Origin of the sequence: Brevibacillus fortis (genome assembly GCF_003013395.1) — a bacterium.
Taxonomy (GTDB): domain Bacteria; phylum Bacillota; class Bacilli; order Brevibacillales; family Brevibacillaceae; genus Brevibacillus; species Brevibacillus fortis.
The window spans coordinates 1-22355 of record NZ_PXZM01000031.1 but is presented as its reverse complement, the minus strand read 5'-3'; the positions used below and the strand labels follow the sequence as shown (position 1 = coordinate 22355).

General features: G+C 43.5%; 24 protein-coding genes and 1 pseudogene. 2 read left to right on the top strand and 23 right to left on the bottom strand.

All coding sequences use genetic code 11. The features are described from left to right. Positions 1 to 8: 8 nt before the first annotated feature. The 20 genes from fliF to C7R93_RS18870 form a co-directional block, all read right to left on the bottom strand. The gene (gene fliF, locus C7R93_RS18965; RefSeq protein ID WP_106840282.1) at positions 9 to 1598 is read right to left on the bottom strand and encodes a flagellar basal-body MS-ring/collar protein FliF; all 1590 of its coding nucleotides are present in this window, start codon (positions 1596 to 1598) and stop codon (positions 9 to 11) included. Between the two features lie 30 nt (positions 1599 to 1628). Further along, positions 1629 to 1925, bottom strand: coding sequence for a flagellar hook-basal body complex protein FliE (gene fliE / locus C7R93_RS18960; protein WP_106840281.1), 297 nt, complete (start codon positions 1923 to 1925; stop codon positions 1629 to 1631). 18 nt (positions 1926 to 1943) lie between these two features. Next, a complete protein-coding gene (gene flgC / locus C7R93_RS18955) occupies positions 1944 to 2402 on the bottom strand; it encodes a flagellar basal body rod protein FlgC (RefSeq protein ID WP_106840280.1) in 459 nt (152 codons plus the stop codon). A gap of 2 nt (positions 2403 to 2404) precedes the next feature. After that, complete coding sequence (gene flgB / locus C7R93_RS18950; protein WP_106840279.1) at positions 2405 to 2818, bottom strand: flagellar basal body rod protein FlgB; 414 nt, start codon at positions 2816 to 2818, stop codon at positions 2405 to 2407. 372 nt (positions 2819 to 3190) lie between these two features. Further along, positions 3191 to 3970, bottom strand: a complete 780-nt coding sequence (gene codY, locus C7R93_RS18945) for a GTP-sensing pleiotropic transcriptional regulator CodY (protein WP_106840278.1) — start codon at positions 3968 to 3970, stop codon at positions 3191 to 3193. A 40-nt stretch (positions 3971 to 4010) separates the two neighbouring features. Further along, the gene (hslU, locus tag C7R93_RS18940) at positions 4011 to 5408 is read right to left on the bottom strand and encodes an ATP-dependent protease ATPase subunit HslU (protein ID WP_279629452.1); all 1398 of its coding nucleotides are present in this window, start codon (positions 5406 to 5408) and stop codon (positions 4011 to 4013) included. A gap of 20 nt (positions 5409 to 5428) precedes the next feature. Beyond that, positions 5429 to 5971, bottom strand: coding sequence for an ATP-dependent protease subunit HslV (hslV, locus tag C7R93_RS18935; RefSeq protein ID WP_015891764.1), 543 nt, complete (start codon positions 5969 to 5971; stop codon positions 5429 to 5431). A gap of 21 nt (positions 5972 to 5992) precedes the next feature. Continuing rightward, on the bottom strand, positions 5993 to 6928 hold the full coding sequence (gene xerC / locus C7R93_RS18930; protein WP_106840276.1) for a tyrosine recombinase XerC: 936 nt from the start codon (positions 6926 to 6928) through the stop codon (positions 5993 to 5995). A gap of 61 nt (positions 6929 to 6989) precedes the next feature. Beyond that, entirely contained in the window at positions 6990 to 8303 is a 1314-nt protein-coding gene (trmFO, locus tag C7R93_RS18925; protein ID WP_106840275.1) for an FADH(2)-oxidizing methylenetetrahydrofolate--tRNA-(uracil(54)-C(5))-methyltransferase TrmFO, read from the bottom strand. A 39-nt stretch (positions 8304 to 8342) separates the two neighbouring features. Then, positions 8343 to 10421 (bottom strand): type I DNA topoisomerase, encoded by a 2079-nt coding sequence (gene topA, locus C7R93_RS18920; RefSeq protein ID WP_106840274.1) that lies wholly within the window; start codon positions 10419 to 10421, stop codon positions 8343 to 8345. Positions 10422 to 10527: 106 nt separating this feature from the next. Further along, on the bottom strand, positions 10528 to 11646 hold the full coding sequence (dprA, locus tag C7R93_RS18915) for a DNA-processing protein DprA (RefSeq protein ID WP_106840273.1): 1119 nt from the start codon (positions 11644 to 11646) through the stop codon (positions 10528 to 10530). 133 nt (positions 11647 to 11779) lie between these two features. Next, a complete protein-coding gene (gene sucD / locus C7R93_RS18910; protein ID WP_007719376.1) occupies positions 11780 to 12682 on the bottom strand; it encodes a succinate--CoA ligase subunit alpha in 903 nt (300 codons plus the stop codon). 154 nt (positions 12683 to 12836) lie between these two features. Continuing rightward, positions 12837 to 13997, bottom strand: coding sequence for an ADP-forming succinate--CoA ligase subunit beta (gene sucC, locus C7R93_RS18905; protein WP_007719385.1), 1161 nt, complete (start codon positions 13995 to 13997; stop codon positions 12837 to 12839). A 186-nt stretch (positions 13998 to 14183) separates the two neighbouring features. Next, the gene (locus tag C7R93_RS18900; protein WP_106840272.1) at positions 14184 to 15239 is read right to left on the bottom strand and encodes a hypothetical protein; all 1056 of its coding nucleotides are present in this window, start codon (positions 15237 to 15239) and stop codon (positions 14184 to 14186) included. 36 nt (positions 15240 to 15275) lie between these two features. Then, the gene (locus C7R93_RS18895; protein WP_106840271.1) at positions 15276 to 16169 is read right to left on the bottom strand and encodes an AlbA family DNA-binding domain-containing protein; all 894 of its coding nucleotides are present in this window, start codon (positions 16167 to 16169) and stop codon (positions 15276 to 15278) included. A gap of 84 nt (positions 16170 to 16253) precedes the next feature. Beyond that, a complete protein-coding gene (locus tag C7R93_RS18890; protein ID WP_106840270.1) occupies positions 16254 to 16592 on the bottom strand; it encodes an SCP2 sterol-binding domain-containing protein in 339 nt (112 codons plus the stop codon). A 71-nt stretch (positions 16593 to 16663) separates the two neighbouring features. After that, a complete protein-coding gene (locus C7R93_RS18885) occupies positions 16664 to 16978 on the bottom strand; it encodes a YbjQ family protein (RefSeq protein WP_047067945.1) in 315 nt (104 codons plus the stop codon). A gap of 123 nt (positions 16979 to 17101) precedes the next feature. Beyond that, a complete protein-coding gene (locus C7R93_RS18880) occupies positions 17102 to 17914 on the bottom strand; it encodes a CBS domain-containing protein (protein WP_106840269.1) in 813 nt (270 codons plus the stop codon). Continuing rightward, on the bottom strand, positions 17911 to 18267 hold the full coding sequence (locus C7R93_RS18875) for a hypothetical protein (RefSeq protein ID WP_106840268.1): 357 nt from the start codon (positions 18265 to 18267) through the stop codon (positions 17911 to 17913). The genes C7R93_RS18880 and C7R93_RS18875 overlap by 4 nt, the downstream gene beginning before the upstream one ends. A gap of 29 nt (positions 18268 to 18296) precedes the next feature. After that, the gene (locus tag C7R93_RS18870) at positions 18297 to 19019 is read right to left on the bottom strand and encodes an EAL domain-containing protein (RefSeq protein ID WP_106840376.1); all 723 of its coding nucleotides are present in this window, start codon (positions 19017 to 19019) and stop codon (positions 18297 to 18299) included. A gap of 588 nt (positions 19020 to 19607) precedes the next feature. Between C7R93_RS18870 and C7R93_RS30720 the strand changes: the two genes are divergently transcribed. Then, positions 19608 to 19820: a protease inhibitor I42 family protein gene (locus C7R93_RS30720; RefSeq protein WP_341866940.1), complete on the top strand. Its 213-nt coding sequence runs from the start codon at positions 19608 to 19610 to the stop codon at positions 19818 to 19820. A 488-nt stretch (positions 19821 to 20308) separates the two neighbouring features. Here C7R93_RS30720 and C7R93_RS18855 read toward each other — a convergent pair. Continuing rightward, positions 20309 to 20590, bottom strand: a pseudogene (locus tag C7R93_RS18855) (magnesium chelatase subunit ChlI family protein); the annotation flags it as partial. A 12-nt stretch (positions 20591 to 20602) separates the two neighbouring features. Next, complete coding sequence (locus C7R93_RS18850; RefSeq protein ID WP_106840265.1) at positions 20603 to 20821, bottom strand: ATP-binding protein; 219 nt, start codon at positions 20819 to 20821, stop codon at positions 20603 to 20605. A 272-nt stretch (positions 20822 to 21093) separates the two neighbouring features. Between C7R93_RS18850 and C7R93_RS31055 the strand changes: the two genes are divergently transcribed. After that, the gene (locus C7R93_RS31055) at positions 21094 to 21246 is read left to right on the top strand and encodes a helix-turn-helix domain-containing protein (protein ID WP_341866944.1); all 153 of its coding nucleotides are present in this window, start codon (positions 21094 to 21096) and stop codon (positions 21244 to 21246) included. A gap of 184 nt (positions 21247 to 21430) precedes the next feature. Here C7R93_RS31055 and C7R93_RS18845 read toward each other — a convergent pair whose 3' ends face one another. Next, a complete protein-coding gene (locus C7R93_RS18845) occupies positions 21431 to 21991 on the bottom strand; it encodes a PsbP-related protein (RefSeq protein ID WP_158264036.1) in 561 nt (186 codons plus the stop codon). Positions 21992 to 22355: the final 364 nt, after the last annotated feature.

Here is a 22355-nt window from a genome sequence, read left to right as displayed (position 1 = left end):
TTCACTCCTTAATCTTCTGCTAACCAAGTACGAAGCAGAACAACAAACTCATCTGGTTTGCTTCGCGCCAATTTTTCAAGTTGCTTTCTGACCACTACCTGGTCTCCATCTTCTTGGTAAATCAAGTCTGGTATTTCGGCCGCGTTGAACGGTGTCAGCAAGTCTGGCAATTCCTCTTCTTCTTGTTGTTGCTTCGCTTGACTGCGTCTGCGATATACGAGGAAGGCAACAGCAGCAAGTGCCAAGACTGCAATACCACCAACTGTCCAAAGAACAGCAGGACTTAGTGCACTGGAATCCTCAATCTCAGCTTTTCCTGAGAACTGACGAGGGAGTACAGAAATATGCTTGTCCAACTCAACATCAGTTAAATCAGATGCCTGATCACTTAATGTGACACGAACAACATTGCGCAACACTTGCTTGATGCTCTCGAGCGTAGCAGCATCCACCGTTCCACCAGCTGGCGGTTCTACCCCAACATTGATTGTGATGTCTTCGATCTTGTAAGGGCTTGATGTAACATTTCGTGTGATGCGATTTACTTCACGATTAATTGTATCGTTCAACTCTTCGTATTGACTGTTACTTCCTTGCGGGGTAGCTCCCGGGTAGTTCGGAACGGCATTGTTATTTGTTCCTGCGATTCCTCCTGGAGGTTGACCTTGTCCAGAGAAGGCTTTTGATAATTTTTGAGAAGAAATGATAAGTCCTTCGTTGTTCTCTTTGTCAGGTGCCTCGACGATATTTTCTACGCGGTTTTCTTTGTCAAAGTTCATTTTAATGAACGTATGGACGATGACTTTATCGCGGCCCATGATTGTTCCCAACAGGTTGTACAGATTTTGTTGAATTTTCTTTTCAACATCTGCTTTGATTGTTTCCTGTTGCTTGAAACTGCTCAATGTTCCTTCGTTTTCGTTGCCTTCAGAACGTTCAAGCGGATTGGAATACTGGTCAGTAATCGCAATCGCTTCCATCGGCAATTTCGGAACGCTTCGGGAAACGAGCAGATAAAGCGAGTTAATTTGCTTTTGGTCAAGAGTCATTCCCGGTTCAACATCTACGATAACAGAAGCAGTCGCTGTATCCGGAGTCTCTGTCACCCAAACGCTTTCTTGCGGCAATGTAATCATCACTTGTGCGGATCGTACACCTTTTACACGTTCCAGCATCTTGCGAAGTTCTTGCTGCAAGGCCTCTTTCTTCATGACATCAAATTGGCGATCTGTAACTCCGAGCGTACTGGAGAAAATTTCTGCATTAATCCCTGCCTGACTCGGAATACCTTGTGCAGCCAAATCGACAATGACATCTTGTGCCATTTTTTCAGGAACCTCGATGCTAGTACCATTCCCTGTGATGCGATAAGGGATTTGTGATGCTTCCAACTCTTGCTTGATAGTCCCGATTTCTTGTTCACTCAATCTTTGGTTGTAGAGTGGTTTGTACACCGGCTGAGAAGCGATGTATATGTATAGACCAAGAGAAATCAAGAGGAAGAGCGAAATACCGAGAATCATCCATTTTTGTTTCTTGGAAATTTGGTTCCATTTTGACATAAACTGGTCTTTGTATACTGCTAAACGTTCGTTCATGTTTCACCTCTCAAAGGATACCAACAACGATCAAATCGACATGCGCATGATTTCTTGATAAGACTCAATCATCTTGTTCCTGACCTGCATAGTCATTTGTAGCATCACGGAAGCTTTTTGCCCTGCAACAGTCACTTGATGCAAGTCAGTAATTTCTCCCGCTGCAAACTTATCAGCAAGATTCGACGATTCTACTTGCGCCTGATTCACTTTATTCACGGCATCCGATAGAAACGATGAGAATTCTTGGGAAACTTCAGCTGGGGTTGGCTTGTTCACACTCGGTGTTCGAATTGGCGTTAGTTGGGAGATTGCACTCATTTCCATTCCTTACTGTCACCCGCTTTACTTGATTTCCAATGCTTTTAGCATCATGGATTTGGAAGCGTTCAATGCTGTCACGTTGGCTTCGTATGATCTTGATGCGGAGATCATGTCCACCATCTCTTTCATCGGGTCGACATTCGGCATCAAGAGATATCCGTCTTGATCTGCATCTGGGTGAGATGGATCAAATACGCGCTTAAACGGCGTATTGTCTTCTTGAATCGCTGTAACCTTCACACCTTGTCCACCCCGACTTCCAGAGACCGTCCCCACGGCTGCTTGCAGGAAGTTATCAAACGATTCATTTGTTCGAGGTGACAACTCCACCATTTTCCTCCGATATGGCTGCCAAGCGCCATCTACGAAGTTTGCTCGGGTGGTTTCCGCATTTGCAATGTTGGAAGCAATCGTATCCAATCGCAAGCGGTTAGCTGTTAAGGCAGAAGCACTTGTATTAATTCCCTGAAACAAGCTCATCCTTATTTACCTCCACCATCAATTACACTGCGTAGCTTTTGAAAATGTCCTGCTGTCAATTGCGTCAAACCGCTGTACCAAATTTGGTTTTTGGCTAATTCTGTTGTTTCTGATTCCAAGTCAACATCATTGCCACTGTTCTGAATGAAGTTATTCGGATTGGACACAACCTGTGGTACCGCAACGCCCCCTGCATTTCCAAACGGGAGGTGTCGTTGATTGGTCCGATACGCTTCTAACTTGCCATGTCCCGCTCTTGCGTTCAACTCATCTTGCAAAAAGCTCTCGAAGATGACTTGTTGACTTTTGAATTGAGGGGTGTCTATGTTGGCAAGGTTGTTTGCGATCGTTCTATGTCGCAATGTTGCAGCGTCGAGTGATCTCTCCAGGACCTGCAGATGGTAACTATCCAGCATTTTTCCTTCTCCCCCAATATGAGTCAATTGTTTTCCCTAAAACCACCTATATTTCCTGTATTTTCGACACCCTAATACGATTCAATCATAGCAAAATCAATTTGGACAAAAAAGCCCCTTTTCATGACGTTTTTCAAAATGATTCAATGGGACTAAATCCCTTATCTTTCCTGTTTTTTTACTGCATTTTACAAGGAATCCATATTCAAACCATCGCAAACGTCCAGTAGAGCATTAAAAATCAATATATAATTTATGGTAATAATGTGTCATTTTTTGCTATAACCAGGACTAAAGTCCCATGAATAAAGGTGCAGCAACATGAGTTGCTACACCTTTTGTTTACTTTCTTGTAACTTTTGGCAAGGTCTATTACGAGGTTTTGAGCTTCTCCAGCTCAGGCAACAGCTTTTCATTCAGCACTTTAATGAAGGTACCTTTCATCCCCAAAGAGCGGGATTCGATAACACCCGCACTCTCCAGCTTACGCAGTGCGTTTACAATTACGGAGCGAGTAATCCCTACGCGATCCGCGATTTTGGAGGCAACAAGCAAGCCTTCTTTGCCTTCGAGTTCTTCAAAAATATGCTCAACTGCTTCCAACTCACTATAAGAGAGGGAACCAATCGCCATTTGTACAACTGCTTTGCTGCGTGCTTCTTCTTCGATTGCTTCAGAACGCTCGCGCAAGATTTCCATACCGACTACAGTTGCCCCTACTTCTGCAAGAATCAGGTCGTCATCGACAAATTGATCGTTAATACGACCCAAAATCAGCGTACCGAGACGATCTCCTCCACCCATAATTGGAACGAGCGTCGTCCAACCTGTGCGGAATACATCTTTCATTTCAACAGGGAAAATCGTGTATGGACTATCTACATCCAGGTTCGCGGATGTTTCATCCACTTTCAGTAACCCCATGCTGTACTCTTCTGGAAAACGGCGCTCTTCCAGCATCTTGCGCATACGGCTGTTGTCCATTTCTTGATGAATCGCAAATCCGAGAAGTTTTCCTTTGCGGCTTACAACATAAGTATTTGCTTCAATAACGTCACTCAATACTTGGGACATTTCATTAAAATTCACGGCATGACCCGCGGATTTTTGCAACATGCGGTTAATTCTTCTTGTTTTTGACAGTAGATCCATCTGTATTTCCTCCTAATTATATGTGCTGCCTATCCAATGTTTATAAAATATATTGACTCAAGTCTTTGTTCCCCACGATTGTACCTAATTTCTGTTTGACATAATCGGGGGTAATCTGTACAACTTCTAGGTGGATTTCTGGGGCTTCAAAAGAGAGATCCTCCAGTAGCTTCTCCAATATGGTGTGCAATCGTCTAGCACCAATGTTATCTGTGCTCTGATTGACCTCAGCAGCGAGACGAGCGAGTTCCTGAATGGCTTCCGGCGTAAATTCAATACGCACACCTTCTGTTTCCAAGAGGGCTACGTACTGCTTGAGCAACGCGTTTTTAGGCTCTGTCAAAATTCGGACAAAATCTTCAACGCGCAAGCTAGTCAGCTCTACCCGAATCGGAAAACGGCCTTGCAATTCAGGAATCAAATCTGATGGTTTTGCCATGTGAAAAGCACCAGCTGCGATGAACAGAACGTAATCTGTTTTGACAGGACCATATTTGGTCATGACAGTTGAGCCTTCCACAATCGGTAAAATATCACGCTGGACTCCTTCACGAGATACATCCGGGCCACGCCCATCCTTACCCGCAATCTTGTCAATTTCGTCAATGAAGATAATACCGTGTTGTTCAGCTCGACGAATTGACTCCTGCGTAACTTCGTCCATATCCACCAGTTTTTGCGCTTCCTGCTGAATTAATACCTTTCGCGCATCTTTTATTCGCAATTTTCGTTTCTTCATCCGCTTAGGCATCAGACTACCGAGCATATCTTGCATTTGCATCCCCATTTGTTCTGTACCCGGAACCTGGAACATGTCAAACATCGAAGGTGATTGATCTTCGACTTCAATCTCAATCATTTGCTCTTCTAACTGGCCATTCGTCAATTGCCACATGACTTGTCTGCGTTGCTGCTGGATCGACACTTCTTCTTGATCAGTGGTATCCTGCTGCTGTTGCTGCTGTCCGCCGAAGAACATCTCCAACGGATTTTTGAACGAGTTCGACTGCTTGCGTGATGGGACAAGTACGTTCACAATCGCTTCATTCGCAAGCTTCTCGGCTTTCTCTTTCACCGACTCTACTTTTTCCTGTTTGACCGTACGGATAGAAGCCTCCACCAGATCACGGACCATCGATTCCACATCTCGTCCTACATAACCGACTTCCGTAAACTTCGTTGCTTCTACTTTAATAAAAGGAGCACCTGTCAGTTTGGCAATCCGACGTGCAATTTCCGTTTTTCCAACACCAGTAGGTCCGATCATCAAGATGTTTTTTGGAACAACCTCTTCAATCATTTGCTCCGGCAAACGACTGCGACGATAGCGGTTGCGAAGCGCTACAGCGATGGCTTTCTTGGCTTGTGCCTGCCCGACAATGTATTTATCCAAATGCTCTACGATCTTACGCGGGGTTAATTGCTCAAGATTCAGCAAAGTAGGTTCCTCCCTTTCGCTCAATTCAACTCATCCACAACAAGATTGTTGTTTGTGAACACGCAAATTTCAGCAGCAGTACGAAGCGATGCTTCCGCAATTTCACGTGCGCCGAGATGAGGCGCATATGTCTTCAATGCACGACCTGCTGCAAGGGCAAAGCTACCGCCAGAACCAATTGCAAGAATCCCATCATCAGGCTCAATGATTTCGCCATTTCCGGAAATAAGCAACAAGTGCTCCTTATTGGCAACAATCATCATTGCTTCCAAACGACGCAAAATTTTATCCATGCGCCACTCTTTCGCCAGCTCTACAGCAGCACGCTGCAGATTACCGTGATACTCCTCCAGCTTTCCTTCAAACTTCTCAAAAAGCGTAATAGCATCAGCAACAGAGCCAGCGAATCCTGCTAAAACTTCGCCGCGATATAGACGTCTTACTTTTTTGGCACCGTGCTTCATCACCATGCTGTTGCCAAAAGTAACCTGACCATCTCCGGCCATCGCTACAGACCCATTGTGCTGTACAGCAAATATGGTTGTTGCGTGAAACTGTTCCATCACTGATTCCTCCCGTTATGTCTAATTGGCGGAACCTGTATTGCCCGGGTTTGCTCGTGGGTGAGCGGTGTCATATACATGCCTAAGTCGCTCTTTGGTCACATGCGTGTACACCTGTGTCGTCGAAACATTGACGTGTCCCAATAATTCTTGCACGGTACGCAAATCAGCGCCGCCGTTCAACATATGGGTTGCAAACGTATGACGAAAAGTATGTGGTGAAACCCGCAATTGAAGAGCGTACGTATCTACGTATTTGTCTACAATCCGCCGAACACTGCGGTCGGATAACGGTTCTCCCCGATAGTTAACCAGCAAATTACCGTGTTCTACTTTTCCAGCCAACAGTTTTTCTCTTCCATACTCTAGGTATTGCCGAAGAACGTCGCAGGCATAACTTCCAACCGGCACATACCGTTCTTTCGCTCCTTTTCCATAAACCAAGGCGACTCCCATGCTCGGATTCACATCATTTACAGATAAAGTTGTGAGCTCCGTAACACGCATGCCGCTTGCATACAACAGTTCAAAAATCAGACGATCACGAATTCCCAATGGAGTGGTTGTATCAGGCAGATCGAAAAAAGCTTGAACTTCTTGCGGATATAAAAAGGAAGGAAGTTTCTTCTCCATTTTGGGAGTGGAGACTAGTTGAAATGGGTTCTGTTCCAGTTGACCTTCACGCAACAGAAATCGGTACAAGCTACGCAAACTGGAAAGCTTGCGGGCAATACTTCGCCGGGAAAGCCCCCTGCCAGCCAATTGCGAGAGAAAGGAGCGACCATGCAAATAAGAAACAGCAGCAAATACGGTGATTTGGTGCTGTTCCATAAAGGAGACAAATTCGCTGATATCTGCCACATACTGCTTCACCGTATGAGGAGAGGCGTTTTTTTCAACTCGCAAATAGCGGGTAAACATCTCAATATCCGCAGAATTTTGATGCGAAATGTCCATACGGGATGCACCCTCCTCGAAGCACCTATATAGTAACACAGACGAAAATCGGATATCAATGTTAATTGTGTCGTTCTTGTGTAAAATTCTGAATTGTATCTAGCGCCCGCTCAGCGAGCTTTTCATTTTTCACACGCTTGTCTCGGATTCTTTCTGGCCATTCCGGTACCAACCCGAAGTTTGCGTTCATTGGTTGGAAATGCTTTAGATCTGCAGTTGTAATATAGCGAGCCATGCTTCCCATAATTGTTTCAGGCGGAAGCACGATCAATTCTTCTCCTTTTGCGAGTCGAGCTGCATTTATCCCGGCAAGCAAACCAGATGCCGCTGACTCTACATATCCTTCTACACCAGTCATTTGACCAGCAAAGAAAAGCGTTTCCCGATCTTTATACTGATACGTAGGATTCAACAGTTTTGGCGAGTTGATAAAGGTGTTACGGTGCATGACGCCATAACGAACGATTTCGCAGTTTTCCAACCCAGGAATCAGTGAAAAGACTCTTTTTTGATCCGGCCATTTCAGATGAGTCTGGAAACCTACGATGTTATACAACGTCGCAGCACTATTGTCCTGACGAAGCTGTACAACCGCGTAAGACTTTTTGCCTGTACGCGGATCAACCAGACCTACTGGCTTCATGGGACCAAATGTCATAGTTTTGTGCCCACGCTTTGCCAATACTTCAATTGGCATGCAGCCTTCGAAGAAGATTTCCTTTTCAAATTCCTTCAATGGAACTGTTTCTGCGGAGATCAACGCATCATAGAAGCGATTAAACTCCTCTTCTGTCATCGGGCAGTTCAAGTAGGCTGCTTCACCTTTATCATATCTGGAAGCAACAAATACCTTGTTCATATCAATCGAATCTTTTTCGATAATGGGTGCAGCTGCATCATAGAAGTACAGATATTCTTCACCCGTCAGTTCTTTTAACTGTTGAGACAAAGCTGGAGAAGTAAGTGGTCCCGTCGCAACTACTACAATCCCATCAGGAATCTCGGTAATCTCTTCCGAAATGACCTCAACCAATGGATGATTACGAACGGCATCTGTAACATGAGCCGCGAACTCGTGTCTATCTACAGCAAGCGCGCCTCCAGCTGGAACCGCGCAGCGATCTGCTGAATCGATAATGACAGAGTTCAGTCGACGCATTTCTTCTTTTAATACACCTACTGCATTCGTCAGCGTGTTAGCACGCAATGAATTACTGCATACCAACTCTGCAAATTTATCGGTATGGTGCGCAGGCGTCTGTGTCTTCGGTCTCATTTCATACAGCTTTACTTTTACACCCGCCTGCGCGATTTGCCATGCTGCCTCGCTACCAGCGAGGCCAGCGCCCACTACTGTAATTGTTGGTTGTGACATGCTGTTAATCCTCCAAACTACAAAATCAAATCAAGCTGCTTAGGAGTCTGCTTCTTCTTGATAATCACACTTGGTGCAAATAATGCTAACTCCTTGCTTCTTGCGCTTTTTCTCCACGAGCATGCTTGAGCATTTTGGACAAGGTCTGGCAATCGGTTTGTCCCACGATACAAACTCGCATTCCGGATATTGATTGCAACCGTAAAAAATACGGCTCTTCTTAGATTTACGTTCGATAATCTCTCCGGTTTCACACTGCGGGCATTTTACTCCGACTTCTTTAACAATCGGCTTTGTATTACGGCAATCCGGGAATCCGGAACAAGCTAAAAACTTGCCAAATCGACCTAGCTTATAAACCATCACGCGGCCGCAGAGCTCACATGTTTCATCCGATTCTTCTGCTTTCAGCTCTACTTCTTTCATTTCTTCTTCTGCAACAACTACGCGCTTTGCAAAGTCTTGATAAAAATCATCAAGCACATGCACCCAATTCGTAGTTCCTGCTTCGACGTTATCCAAACCCGATTCCATATGAGCAGTGAATTCTACATTAAGAATCTCCGGGAAAAACTCCTCGACAAGCGTGATCACAATCTCGCCTAGCTCAGTCGGTACGAATCGCTTCTCCTCTAACGCCACATAGCCTCGCTTTTGAATCGTCTCTAATGTAGGAGCATAAGTAGAAGGTCGTCCAATTCCCATCTCCTCCATCGATTTAAGCATGCGCGCTTCGGAGAACCGAGGTGGTGGTTGTGTAAAGTGCTGACTAGGCTCGATTTCTTTTTGTTCGAGGATTTGTCCTTCTACAATGGGTGGTAAGAAGCCTTCTTCTTCTGCACCATCATCGCTTCCTTCAATATATACCTTCATAAATCCAGGAAACTTCACTTTTGAACCTGTTGCTCTGAAGGTTACTCCACCTGCGTCAACATCTACGCTCATCGTATCAAGAACAGCAGATGACATTTGACTGGCGAGGAAACGCTCCCAAATTAATCGGTACAGGCGAAGCTGATCTCTCGACAAGTATTCCTTGATTTCATCTGGTGTACGCATCACACCTGTTGGACGAATCGCTTCGTGAGCATCTTGAGCATTTTCGTTTTTTGCCTGATTGCGTGGCTCAGATAACACATAGTCTGAACCGTACTTCTCAAGTATGTATTCACGTGCTTCGTTCTGTGCAGTTGCAGATAGGCGAGTAGAGTCTGTACGCATATAGGTAATCAAACCAACTGCGCCTTCTTTATTCCCAACGTCGATCCCCTCATATAGCTCTTGGGCAATTCGCATGGTTTTAGAAGTGCGGAAGTTTAGCTTACGCGCTGCCTCTTGCTGTAAAGAACTCGTGATAAAAGGAGGTGCAGGATTGCGCTTACGCTCACGCTTCGTTACCTTTTGTACCACGTATGGCTTGTTCTTCATTCGTTTCAATACCGCTGCAACATCCTCTTCCGAATGAAGCTCAACCTTTTCATCGCCATAACCATAAAACTTCGCGTTAATTTCTTTTCCATCGCTGATCAAAGTACTCGCAATCGTCCAATACTCTTCCGGTATAAACTCTTGGATCTCTCGCTCGCGATCCATGATAAGCTTTACCGCAACCGATTGAACACGTCCAGCACTCAAGCCTTTTCGAACCTTTTTCCATAGAATTGGACTGATATTGTAGCCCACGAGTCTGTCGAGAATGCGACGTGCCTGTTGAGCATTTACCAAGTCCATGTTTATGTGTCGTGGATGCTTGAACGCTTCTTTGATGGCATCTTTGGTAATCTCATTAAATACCACGCGAAGTGGCTGACTCAAATCGAGCCCCAAGTATTGTGCCAAATGCCAAGCAATAGCCTCTCCTTCGCGATCCGGGTCGGCTGCGAGATATACTTTTTTTACTTTTTTAGCGGCATCTTTTAAGCCCTTCAATACATCGCCTTTGCCGCGAATGGTTATGTATTTGGGTTCAAAATTACGCGTAACGTCTACACCCATTTGGCTTTTCGGCAAATCGCGCACATGCCCGATAGACGCTTTCACGATATATTTACTACCCAGGTATTTTCCAATGGTCTTGGCCTTCGTAGGGGATTCTACGATTACTAGCGTATCAGCCATTTTTTTCCTCCCCTTTTAGTAAGGAATCTTCCCTATTATTAAATACCCTCATCCGGTTTGTCAAACACTTGTGCCTCTAAGCATTGCCAAAAAGGTAGCGGATATGCTATCGCCGTGCAAAATAACCGCCAGGAAGTGCCACGATTGCCCCTTTTGCTTCCAAGCGAATAACCAGTTGATGCAGCATCCGGCGTTGGTCTTTTTCTAAGCTGCTCATTAGCTCATCCAGATGAATGCCATCATAGGTTACAGCTTCTACAATAGCTTTTTCTTCATTAGATAAGGGAACAACGTCTGATCCATTTCTTTGTTCGACTCGCTGCATCTGCTCAGCTTTTGGAAGATGGTGTTTGATTTCCTCCCATATATCGTTACTGCACGTTACTAGCTTTGCACCTTGTTTGATCAAGTTATGCGGTCCCGCGCTCATCAATGAAAAAATCGGTCCAGGAATTGCAAAAACTTCCTTACCTTGCTCAAGTGCACAGTCTGCCGTAATCAATGATCCGCTTTTTTCTGCTGCTTCCACTACTAATACACCGATGGCAAGTCCACTTATGATACGATTTCGCTCTGGAAATAATCCAGCTATTGGTGGAATATGGGGAGGATATTCGCTGAGGAGTAGGCCAAAAGATTCAATTTCGTGATAAAGCTCTTTATGTCGCGAAGGATAAACATGATTCATTCCGCAACCGAGCACTCCTATTGTCTTACCGCCTGCTTTCAAGGTAGTTTGGTGAGCTTCCGCATCAATTCCATACGCTACCCCTGAGACGATGACTAGGCCTGCCTGTACCAGCTCTCGGACGAAAAAGTTACAACTCGCTCTTCCATATGGTGTCGGCTTGCGCGAACCAACGACACCAATCGACATTTTCTCCAATAATGTGTGATCTCCACGATAAAACAACGTCAGTGGAGAGTCTGGAATATTGCGGAGCGAAACAGGATAAGCCTCGTCAAAAGGACATAAGAAGCGCGTACCCTCTTCTTCACGCTTTTCCAATAGCGCCATCACTGAAGCTTCATTGCTTTGTTTGTCAACCTGCCCTGTGATCAAGGTAGTCAATCTGAGCTCACGGGCCAGTTCATGCCAATTTTCGATCGCGACCTGAAAGGAACCAGCGATTTCAAAAATTTCTCGGATTTTCTTTCTTCCCAAACCCGATATCATCGTTAACACATACAACCAGTCTCTCTCGTCGAGTTTCGCCTTTTCCATCCGAACTCCTCCTTCATCCCGATCACAATTGTCACAGCGGACGGTTTTGAAAGCTATTCTATCGAAAGAAAGAGGCTGCTTCAAAAATAAAAAAGTGGACAAGCCTAAGCCTGTCCACTTCTGTCTTATCTGCTTACTTGCCCATTACTTTCTCGAGCATACCGCGCTCTTTCAGCAATTCAACAAGTGTTTCACCGATAACTGCAGGTGTTTTCGCTACGCGAATACCGCATTCTTCGAGCTTCGCGATTTTCTCAGCAGCTGTACCTTTACCGCCGGAAATGATCGCACCAGCGTGGCCCATACGTTTTCCTTCAGGAGCAGTTTGTCCCCCGATGAAGCCTACAACTGGTTTTTTCATGTTAGCAGCGATCCACTCTGCTGCTTCTTCTTCCGCAGTACCACCGATTTCACCCAGCATGATAACTGCTTCAGTACCTGGATCTTCGTTGAACATTTTCAGTACATCGATGAACTCCATACCTTTTACAGGGTCTCCACCGATACCTACAGCAGTGGATTGACCAAGGCCGCGAGTAGAAGTTTGGTGAACTGCTTCATAAGTCAAGGTACCGGAGCGAGATACGATACCCACTTTACCTGGAACATGGATGTAACCAGGCATGATACCGATTTTGCACTCACCTGGAGTGATTACGCCAGGGCAGTTAGGACCTACGAGAAGGGTTTTCTTGCCTTCCATGTAGCGCTTAACTTTTACCATGTCCAGAACTGGAATACCTTCTGTGATGCAGATTACCAGATCCAGTTCAGCGTCAACTGCTTCCATGATCGCGTCAGCAGCGAAAGGAGGAGCAACGTAGATAACGGATGCAGTTGCACCAGTTGCTTCAACTGCTTCTTTTACTGTGTTGAAAATTGGAATACCGTCAACTTCGGTTCCACCTTTACCAGGTGTTACACCGCCCACCATTTGTGTACCGTATTCAACGGCTCCGCGAGTGTGGAACAGACCAGTTGCACCCGTAATCCCTTGCGTAATTACTTTTGTATTTTTATTAACGAGAATACTCATCGCGTAATTTTCCCACCTTTTTTAACGTGTAGGAATTTATAAGCTTAAAGCTTATAAATTTCCGGAGCGCATGAAAACTTTCCGAAGAGTCGCGGTCGCTCAGCACTGAGTTCGCATCGAGAGATGTTTTCTTAACGTATCTTCTCGAAATATCTTACTTCACCAAGGATACGATTTTCTCAGCGCCATCCGCCATAGATTCTGCAGCTACGATGTTCAAACCGGACTCATTGAGGATTTTCTTACCCAAATCTACGTTTGTACCTTCAAGACGTACAACGAGAGGTTTGTCCAATTTGATTTGTTTTGCTGCATTCACTACGCCGTTTGCGATAACGTCGCATTTCATGATGCCGCCGAAAATGTTGACGAAAATACCTTTTACTTTTTCGTCACGGAGAATAATTTTAAACGCTTCCGTTACTTTCTCTTCAGTAGCTCCGCCACCAACGTCAAGGAAGTTAGCTGGGTCTCCACCGTAGAATTTCACGATGTCCATTGTTGCCATTGCCAGACCTGCACCGTTTACCATGCAACCGATGTTGCCATCAAGTGCGATGTAGGACAGATCGAACTTGGAAGCTTCGATTTCTTTCTCATCTTCTTCATCCAGATCGCGCAGAGCTACGATGTCAGGGTGACGATAGAGAGCGTTGCTGTCGAAGTTCAATTTCGCATCCAGTGCCATTACTTCACCGTCGCCAGTTACAACCAGTGGGTTGATTTCAGCGATAGAAGCATCTTTATCAACAAAAGCTTGGTACAAGCTCATCATGAACTTGGCAGCTTTGTTAATCAATTCTTTTGGAATGTTGATTGCGTAAGCCAGGCGACGAGCTTGGAAGCCATTCAAACCTGTTACTGGATCAACTACTTCTTTAAAGATTTTTTCTGGATTGTTTGCTGCTACTTCCTCGATGTCCATACCGCCCTCTTCGGAAGCCATCATTACAACGCTTCCAGTAGCACGGTCAACAACTACACCAACGTAGTATTCTTTCTTGATGTCGCAGCCTTGCTCGATCAGAAGGCGCTTAACTTCTTTACCTTCTGGTCCTGTTTGATGAGTAACCAGTACTTTGCCAAGAATTTCGCTGGCATATGTACGAACTTCATCAAGATTTTTTGCAACCTTTACACCGCCAGCCTTACCACGGCCACCAGCGTGAATTTGCGCTTTTACTACGTTTACTTGGGTGCCCAGTTCTTTCGCTGCTTCAACAGCTTCTTCCACTGTGAAAGCTACGCGTCCTTCAGGAACTTTTACACCGTACTGCTTAAGTATCTCTTTACCTTGATACTCATGAATGTTCATTCTCCATCCTCCTATGGCAGATAAAGATCGGCAGGCTTTTAGACCGGTCCAAAGACGTCTGTCTTTTTCCGGTCATAACCTCCACTATCAGTGCAACGTAACTATTCTACGACAAAAACTGCAAAAGTGGTAGTAATATGTTCTTTTTATCGTGACCAGAAGTACGAAACTTCATGAGGAAATCCCTCATTTTCGTAGAGATTGAAACAATTTCCACTCGTTTTCAGCTAGATCATCATGAATATACCAAGTTTGATCATACTTAAAGTAACGTGGATAAAGTTCAATGCTCTGTTCTGTATCATTCACCAAAAAATGAAGTTCGTATTGTTTTAAGCCTGGTTCTTTCGGTGCATCTTTTAGTGGATCTGCATTTTTTAGCAATCGGACAGATTGATGGGCAATTCCTTGCTCGATTGTCGTCTGCGTGACATCCACTTCTGTATCATGCACGTTCATTTCACCATTTGCTGTGATGCGAATATGCGTAGATTTAAATAACTGGTCGATCCGGTCTTCCTTACGTTTGCTTGGGGGTAACCATTCCGTTAACCGCGAAAAGAGGCTACCCTCTACGTGAAAGAAAAACGTTTCTCTCCCAAAGGGAACAGCAATCAGCGTCGGCGTCAAAATAGCCACCTCGACCGGTTTGTCCGTAGAATTTATTCTCATCCGATAGTTGGGGTAGAGTGGATACTGCTTACTGCGACTGTCCATCTCTGCGACTGCCGATCCCATTACTTTCCTAATGTACTCTGCTTCTGATTCGTTCAACACGCGCGCCTGACCAAGGTCCTCTGCAGCTAAACGCACGCTTTGAATTTTTTGTGAGAGCACTCCTTTGCCAGTTAACTTGTTTACCCACTGATAAAAGTAGCTGGCACCCGCTCCACGATATGTGTGTCCTCCAAACTCACTTGCTGACTCCCCCACTGTCACGACAAGTGGTGCCTGCTGTGTTCGGTAGAGGACAAACGTAAAACGTACATCTTCTTGCTTTAATGGCTCGGATGATATTTGTAAATTTTGTCCCTGCCCAGACAGTTCTTGCAAAAACAAACGCAAGTCCAATAATACTTCCTGTCCATCCGTTGACATCACAGTTACTTTTTCAACTGCTCCAAGCTCTGTCTCGATATGATCTTTCATGTCATCAGAAACCTTACCTGACTGTGCACAGCCAGTGACGAACAAGCTACTCACCATCATAACCAGTAGACAAGTACGCAAAGACGATATCACGCAGTAACCCTCCTCGTGTATTCCTGTAAGATAACGCTACAGAAGTCCCAATCGACGGCTGATCTCACTGCCAAGCTTTCGTTTCACGTAAATTTCACCAATTTGGTGCGGATCTTTCACGACAACAGAGCGATTGTTCGTACGAATGACCACATACTTTTCATTGTTTTTGTCCAAACCACAAATCAAATCAGATGAGGCTTCTACAAAAATAGCTACCACCGTTTTCCCATCTATTTTTTTCAACGAAATTTTGGGAAATGGGGCCACAAACGGTGACGTCTTATCCTGAATGTATTGCGTAATAGCAAGAATGTATTTGTCCGGGTCTCCATACTGCTCGATTTCATGGTCAACCCCGCACACTGTCCCCTCATCCGTAATGCCTAAAAATAAATTCCCGTTGTTTGAATTTGCAAACGCCACAATAGACTTAATAATTCCCGTCTTCGAATACAGAAAGTCGCGTTTGAATTCAATCATGTCGTTTTCACCGAGTTTGGTCGCTGTTTCGGGATCATCAATTCGGCCTAAATAGCGAAAGCGACTGATGGCGCCCAATCGATAGACATATTCTTCAAATATATCAGCAGGCAAAGAAAGGTCTTCTATGCTTGCATCTGTGTTTTGCCACAATTTATATGTTTGCGGAGCAAAACACATGTCAAACAATACATTTCCACCGAGCGAGCGTATGTTCATACCGATGGAAGCGGGCATGATTTTCCCCGGCTGATAAGGAGCATCTTTTTCTACTTCTAATACTCCTGAATGAATTAAATAATCGAAATAATGACGCGGTAATTGTGCATGATGCTTTAATAACTGACGTTCTGGCTTGGGTCGTCTGATTTCTTGATAAAAATCAAATCGCACAGATTGTTCTTCCAGTTGGCTTACAATCGCAATCAATGAACAAATATGGCGCATGTTTCCCCTCGTTTTGTGTTGGAGTAGGTGTCATTGTTTGGTCATATTTTAACGCAACCTTTAAAGAATTGACTAGTTTTTTCGTTAATTTCGTGATTGATAGTGATGTAAGATTGTTTGTAATTTAAACGAAAGTCCCATTTCTCCGCTAATTTTTAGCTTACCCGTTACAAAAGCAACGGTGGGATTCAAACGTCCCTCTATGAGCTTAATAAAATCTTTGTCAGACAACTCCAGCTTGCAGCCCGCTTCCCTTGTCACACCCATCGTGTAGTCCGCTTGATTATTGGCAAAAACAACCTCGTAGGTGCCCGCCTCTTCTCCACTTAGGACAAAATGGTAAACCGCATGTAATCCAGCAATCCCTTGTGGCTGTGCGTTTATCTTATTCGATAAATCCTGAAGAGTTTCTTGAACCTGCATGCTCACTTCTCCTTGCTTGCTATGTATTAGGACCGCTTCCGGTAAAAAAAGAAAGCCGGGTGTTTACCGGCTTACTTCACACGAACAGCTGTACCTGTGGCAATAACCATCATCATACCTTCTCGCAATGTTTCGAAGTCGAGATCAACCCCAATTACTGCGTTTGCGCCTAATGCCCGCGCTTTTTCTTTCATTTCACGCAAGGCCAGTTCACGACCTTCTGAGAGCTTGCTCTCATACGAGCCACTTCTACCTCCGATGATGTCCGTAATCCCTGCGAGAAAGTCACGGACTACGTTTGCGCCCATGATTACCTCTCCACTAACGATATCCAGATACTCCTCAACTTCTTTTCCTTGGATCATGCTGGTAGTAGTTACAATCATGTCATTGCCTCCTCATATCGATCTATTCACATCAAGTATTACGTTACACAGAATAATTGGTTGCAAAGAAAGTTCTTAACCTGTCCAAAAGTCTATGCGCATTGCTGGCAAACTATACTTTTCCTATCCGACCGTGGAAGATAGTGTCTTGGATAATTTGGCAGCTGAGGAGCCTAAACTTGCTTCAGCGATTAGTTCCCGCCAGGATCTAGCGAAGAAGTCTGGTGTATTGTACCCGTTCACATGACCAACAGCTGCAGATACAAAGATATCCAGCACATTTGTTGGACTTGTAATGAGCGTAATGTATTCCTGAATCTGTTCATCGGAAATCGTAGAGATCAAAACAAACTCGTCCCCTGCATAACGACATAAGTAATCACCCTGTTCTTCAGCCAAAGAAGAGAGAACCGATGAATAGGTGCGGATAACATCATCCCCGAATGGATGGCCATGCAGCTTATTAATTCGGCCAAAGTCGTTCAAATCGATAAAAAGCAAATGGAAAGGTTTACGCTCCTTTAAAAGATTTTCTCCAATAAACTGGATGTATGGAGCGCGATACAAACCCGATAATGGGTCTCGATACTCTGCTATTTTCATCTCTACGATTTCTTTTGTGATGAATCCGATCAGTTGATCCTCTTGCTTGACCAAAGCCAGCCCATTTTGTTCTTGATGAAGCGCGTGATAGGCCTCCCAAACATTGTGATTGGCAGACAGGTAGAACGGCTGACTGCTCATAGCATCGGCAACAATTCGGTTAGGATGAGCGGACAGCACGTCTCTCGTCGTAACCATTCCCAGTACCTCTCCGTGATCCATGACAACTAACGAATCAACATGAGATTCGTTCATTCGCTCCGCCGCATAAGAGACACTTTTGTCAGAGGTGATGGTACAAATCTTCGTCGTCATGATGTCGGAGATGTTCATAATAGATCCACCTCTCGTTGAACAGACAATGCTATTTTCAACTCAGATCGCAGAACCATAGAGTCGCTAATCATACGCTCTGCCTCTTCCAGAATGATTTTCATCAATAATTTTTCATCAATCATTTGCAAAAGGGTATTTCGTAACAAGACTGCCTCAATCTTTGGATGATTCATCTTCAGTAAAGTAAACTGCTCTGGGGAAAGTGCATCCGCCATTCTCCTTACAGCCTCAGGTCCAATTGGTGCTTTCCGTCCGATGATCAACAGATCCTGCATCGGAGGGACTTCAAACTCGGATATTTTTAAGGAAAGCGTTGCCTTCCGAGAATGTACGTTGTTATCACTAGCCATAAAAATTCCTCCAATTCTGCATTGTCCTCTTATTCGTCCGGCAAGCTGCCTGGTTTACCAAACAAGTATCCCTGGCCGATTGCAACGCCCAATAAAGAAGCACAAGCAAAATCTTCTTCTTCTTCAACTCCTTCGAGAATGAGTTGAGGTGCATCTTTACAAAAATCGACAAACAATTTTACAGTCTTTTGCTTTTCTAATGAGTTCGAGAGCTCTTGCGAAAAAAAACGATCAATCTTGATGTAATCAGGCGAAATATCTTCTATTTTACTGAATATATTCGCGCCATCTCCGACATCATCCAACGCAATTTGGAACCCCATCTTTTTCAATTCAGCTATGCGTCGTGTAAAAATGGGTTCGCTCCAGCATTCTCCTTCCATAATCGATTCGTTGATCTCCAACACGATTTGGTTTAAAAAGGGACGGAAGGAACGAGCGATCTTTTGAATGAAGTCAGGAAATGTGTCTTCTATTATGGTTGAAGGAAAAATATTCACAAATAAAAGCTCGTTTTTGTATTCAATCGACGAATGAAAAAAAGTCGAGAGCGCATGATGCAGGGAATGGGCGTCGAGTTCTGGCAGCATTTTGTTTTCCTTCGCCAAAGAAAACAATGCCTCTGGATGGATCCCCGCTTTACTGCGAAGTAATACTTCATACCCTATCCTACTTTTCTCAGGAAGTTGACAAATGGGCTGAAAGGCGTGGTAGTACTCTTTTATCTTAAATAATTCTGCAATGCTCTCCATCAATTTTCCTTTCCCTTTCCTAGCAAGTATGAACACAAAGAAAAAGCTTCTTCCATGCGCGAGATATTTTTGCGCCATGGAAGTGCTGGGAAATGTACCTACATGCACGAGCAAAAGAAATTCTACTCTCTCTGGATATTTCTAGTCATAACAATAACTAGGTAATAAAGATTACAAATAACAGCAGACATTTCGACAATATATGTCTTTGTCCCTACTTATTCGCCAGCATCTTGCATATTCCTTTCCAGATCATACTAATTGTTTGAAATTAATTAGGAACATTGTACGTATAATGGCTATTTTCTATAATAATAATTTCGCTAAATGATAGGTGTATCAAGTAATTCCACAACTCGTAAGCTGAACTGAATCGCATTTTAAAAATGAAAATAAAATTTTTACTACTTGTTTCGTCGTTGGCATCTATCAAGTATTTTTCATATGGTATGGAAAATGGGTATCGTCTTCATCCAAAGGGAGGATATGCAGTGGTCAAGACCTCAACGTATACACTACAAGTGCAGGCAGGCCATTTGTTTACGATTACGCTAGTGGCCAAATCCCTCAACAGGCTACCAATGGGATTTGTCTAATCCAGTAGATGCACGCTTTTTATCGTTGCATGCGAATCATTTTGTTCCTCCACCATCGCCAGCTCGAATTGGGCAACAGGGGCATCAGGAAATGTCTTTCCTGGCTCTGCAGCAAGGGATGACGTCGATCTCTTTGAAGTATTGTCGGCCTTGGGATAATGGGGATTGCGGGGAGTTTGTGTTTTATGTTGTTAGGATTGTATAAGGTTATGTGTTAAAAAGTACCCATTGTTACATGCTCAGTAGCGAAGTGTTTAGTCTTTATGGAATGCGTACATTTACGAGGCACATGCTGACTAAACGCTTCGGAAAATGGAATAAATGTCGTATGGACAAGCGCTGACATCTTTGAAGTCGAAACTATGTAGCAAGCATACTGATCCAAACTGCGCATATTGATAATCATCCAGAAGCATATGGTATAATTTGGATGAGGTGAATGATATGGGATTTATTGTTTTCTCAGCGTTATTTCTTAATCCGATTCTGGCTATTTTGTTTTTTGTAAACTTTACATTTATTATGAAGAAAATTGTCAACAATAAGGATTATAGGCGAAATGCAGTCTTTGGATCGTTCCTGATCGCATGGATCTTTTTTTCCTATGGATTGCTCATCATGGCAAGATAATTTTTTCACTGACTGGAAGAATTGCCTTTACCTTTCCATTTATCATTTTGTTATCACTTAAGTTTAAAAAAGTAGGCCTCGGTCCAAGGCTCTATAGCGAATTGCCTCTGCTACATGTGCAGCATCAACTCGGGAAGCTCCATCTAAATCTGCAATCGTTCTCGCCACTTTTACAATTCTATCGTAGGCTCTTGCACTCAAACCTAATGTCTCGAAGGCAAGCTGAAGCATCTCCTGTCCTTCCTTATCTAGATGAGCAAATTGGCGCAGCTCTTCTCCGTTCATCACACTGTTAAAAGGACATCCTGGACGATAGTGGTATCGTTCACATTGGACAGCCCTCGCTTGTTCTACTCTCTACTGAATGTCTTTTGAGGATTCCTCTGCTTTTCTGTTGTGAAGAAGTTGAACTGGTACTCTCGGCACCTCGATGTGCAGATCGATGCGGTCTAGCAAGGGACCTGAGAGCTTTGAGCGGTATTTGTAGATTTGTTGGGGAGAGCATGAGCAAGTTTGCTTCTCTCGGGTACCGAAGAATCCGCACGTACAAGGCTGAAGATAATACCCATCGAATATCTATACAAAAGGAAACACCATACTCCCCTTTTATGGACTTGGAAGATGATAGTCCTGGTTGGCGTCTTAGAGCAGCACGTACAGCTAAACAGATGTACTTAATCGATCTGGCCGCTACCACTGGATTATGTACAAGAACACTCGGATTAGCAGAAGCTAATAAACTGAAAGTTTCACCTCCAAGCCTAAGGTTGCTTTCCAGGGTATTAAATGTGTCAGTTTCTTTTTAAGGTGGCTTTGAGCAATTACCTGAATCCACTTTAGAAGAACGTATTATAAAAGCGCGTTTATTTCATGGATACACCAAGAGAGAATTTGCAAAACATTTAGGAGTACATGAACGTACACTTTTCGATTGGGAAAATGTTCGTAAGATTCCGCCCGATAAACATAGAGTCATTCTCGAGAGATATTTAGATATATAAATGTAGAGAATTTTAGGCTTACCTTTACAAAGAGGAAATTTTACAATTGATCACTTAAAGGAACGAGAGTAATTACTTATTGTTGAATAGTTGTTACTTCTGTAAATCTGTCATAGTTTAATAGAAAATGTCCCTTATCGTACAAGGGACATTTTCATATTTGTTCAATTACTAAAACAGGATTTTATTCTAAGATCTCGAATGAGTTTGTGACCTTCCCTATTGTTGAGGCGTATTTTTCAAGATCGTCATATAAGCAAGTCAAATCTATTATGTATGCCATTTTACCTTTAATCACATAAGTCATTTGAAAGGCTAAATCTACATTATTATATTTTCCTTTTAATAGGATCTGCATAGCTTCATGCTCTTTAATTTTTAATTTGGTTGTATTTTGAACCTCAATCCCAGGTGACCCCTTCTTAATCATCTCAATGATTCCATCTTTATAATTCTCCAAGGGCGCCGTTGCTTCAAATGGCAATATGATCGCATTAACACTTATACTTTCTGTTATAGCATCTTGATCGTTTTCTTTTGGGGATTCAAACAAAACACTTACATCTTTTTGTTCGGAATCAATAGTCCAACCTTTTGGGTAGGAAATAGCAAAGTTATTATTTTTATCTTCATATTTGATGAATTCAGTCGGCTCAACTGGTTTGTTAGTTTGGGAACAACCTGAAATCAAAGTCACCACAAAAATGATTTGTATGAAGATTCTCAGATGACGTGGTGCTCTCATAATATTCCTCCAGTTAGTCATATCTTGGTCTAAAACTTTTTTCAAATCGAAGGTGCAATGTTGCATTCATTTTATCTTATAGTGCCACCCCTTTGGAACGAGGATCTCTTGCTTCTATTCTTCGTTATTTTTCGCAACTAAATCGTTTTTACGGTTAGTTAGACATATTAATGAGGGAATGAAAAATCAAAAATCCCTCCTCTTATGCGAAGGGATATTTGATATGCGATTGTATGAGATATGTTGAGCTGTTAATTAAAACTTTTGTTTGATAAAAGAGAGTAGTTCATTAGCATTTTTAGGGTCTGTCAAGAATTTTGTGTAAACTCCATCAACCGATATATGAAAAGGTTTCATCCCCCTA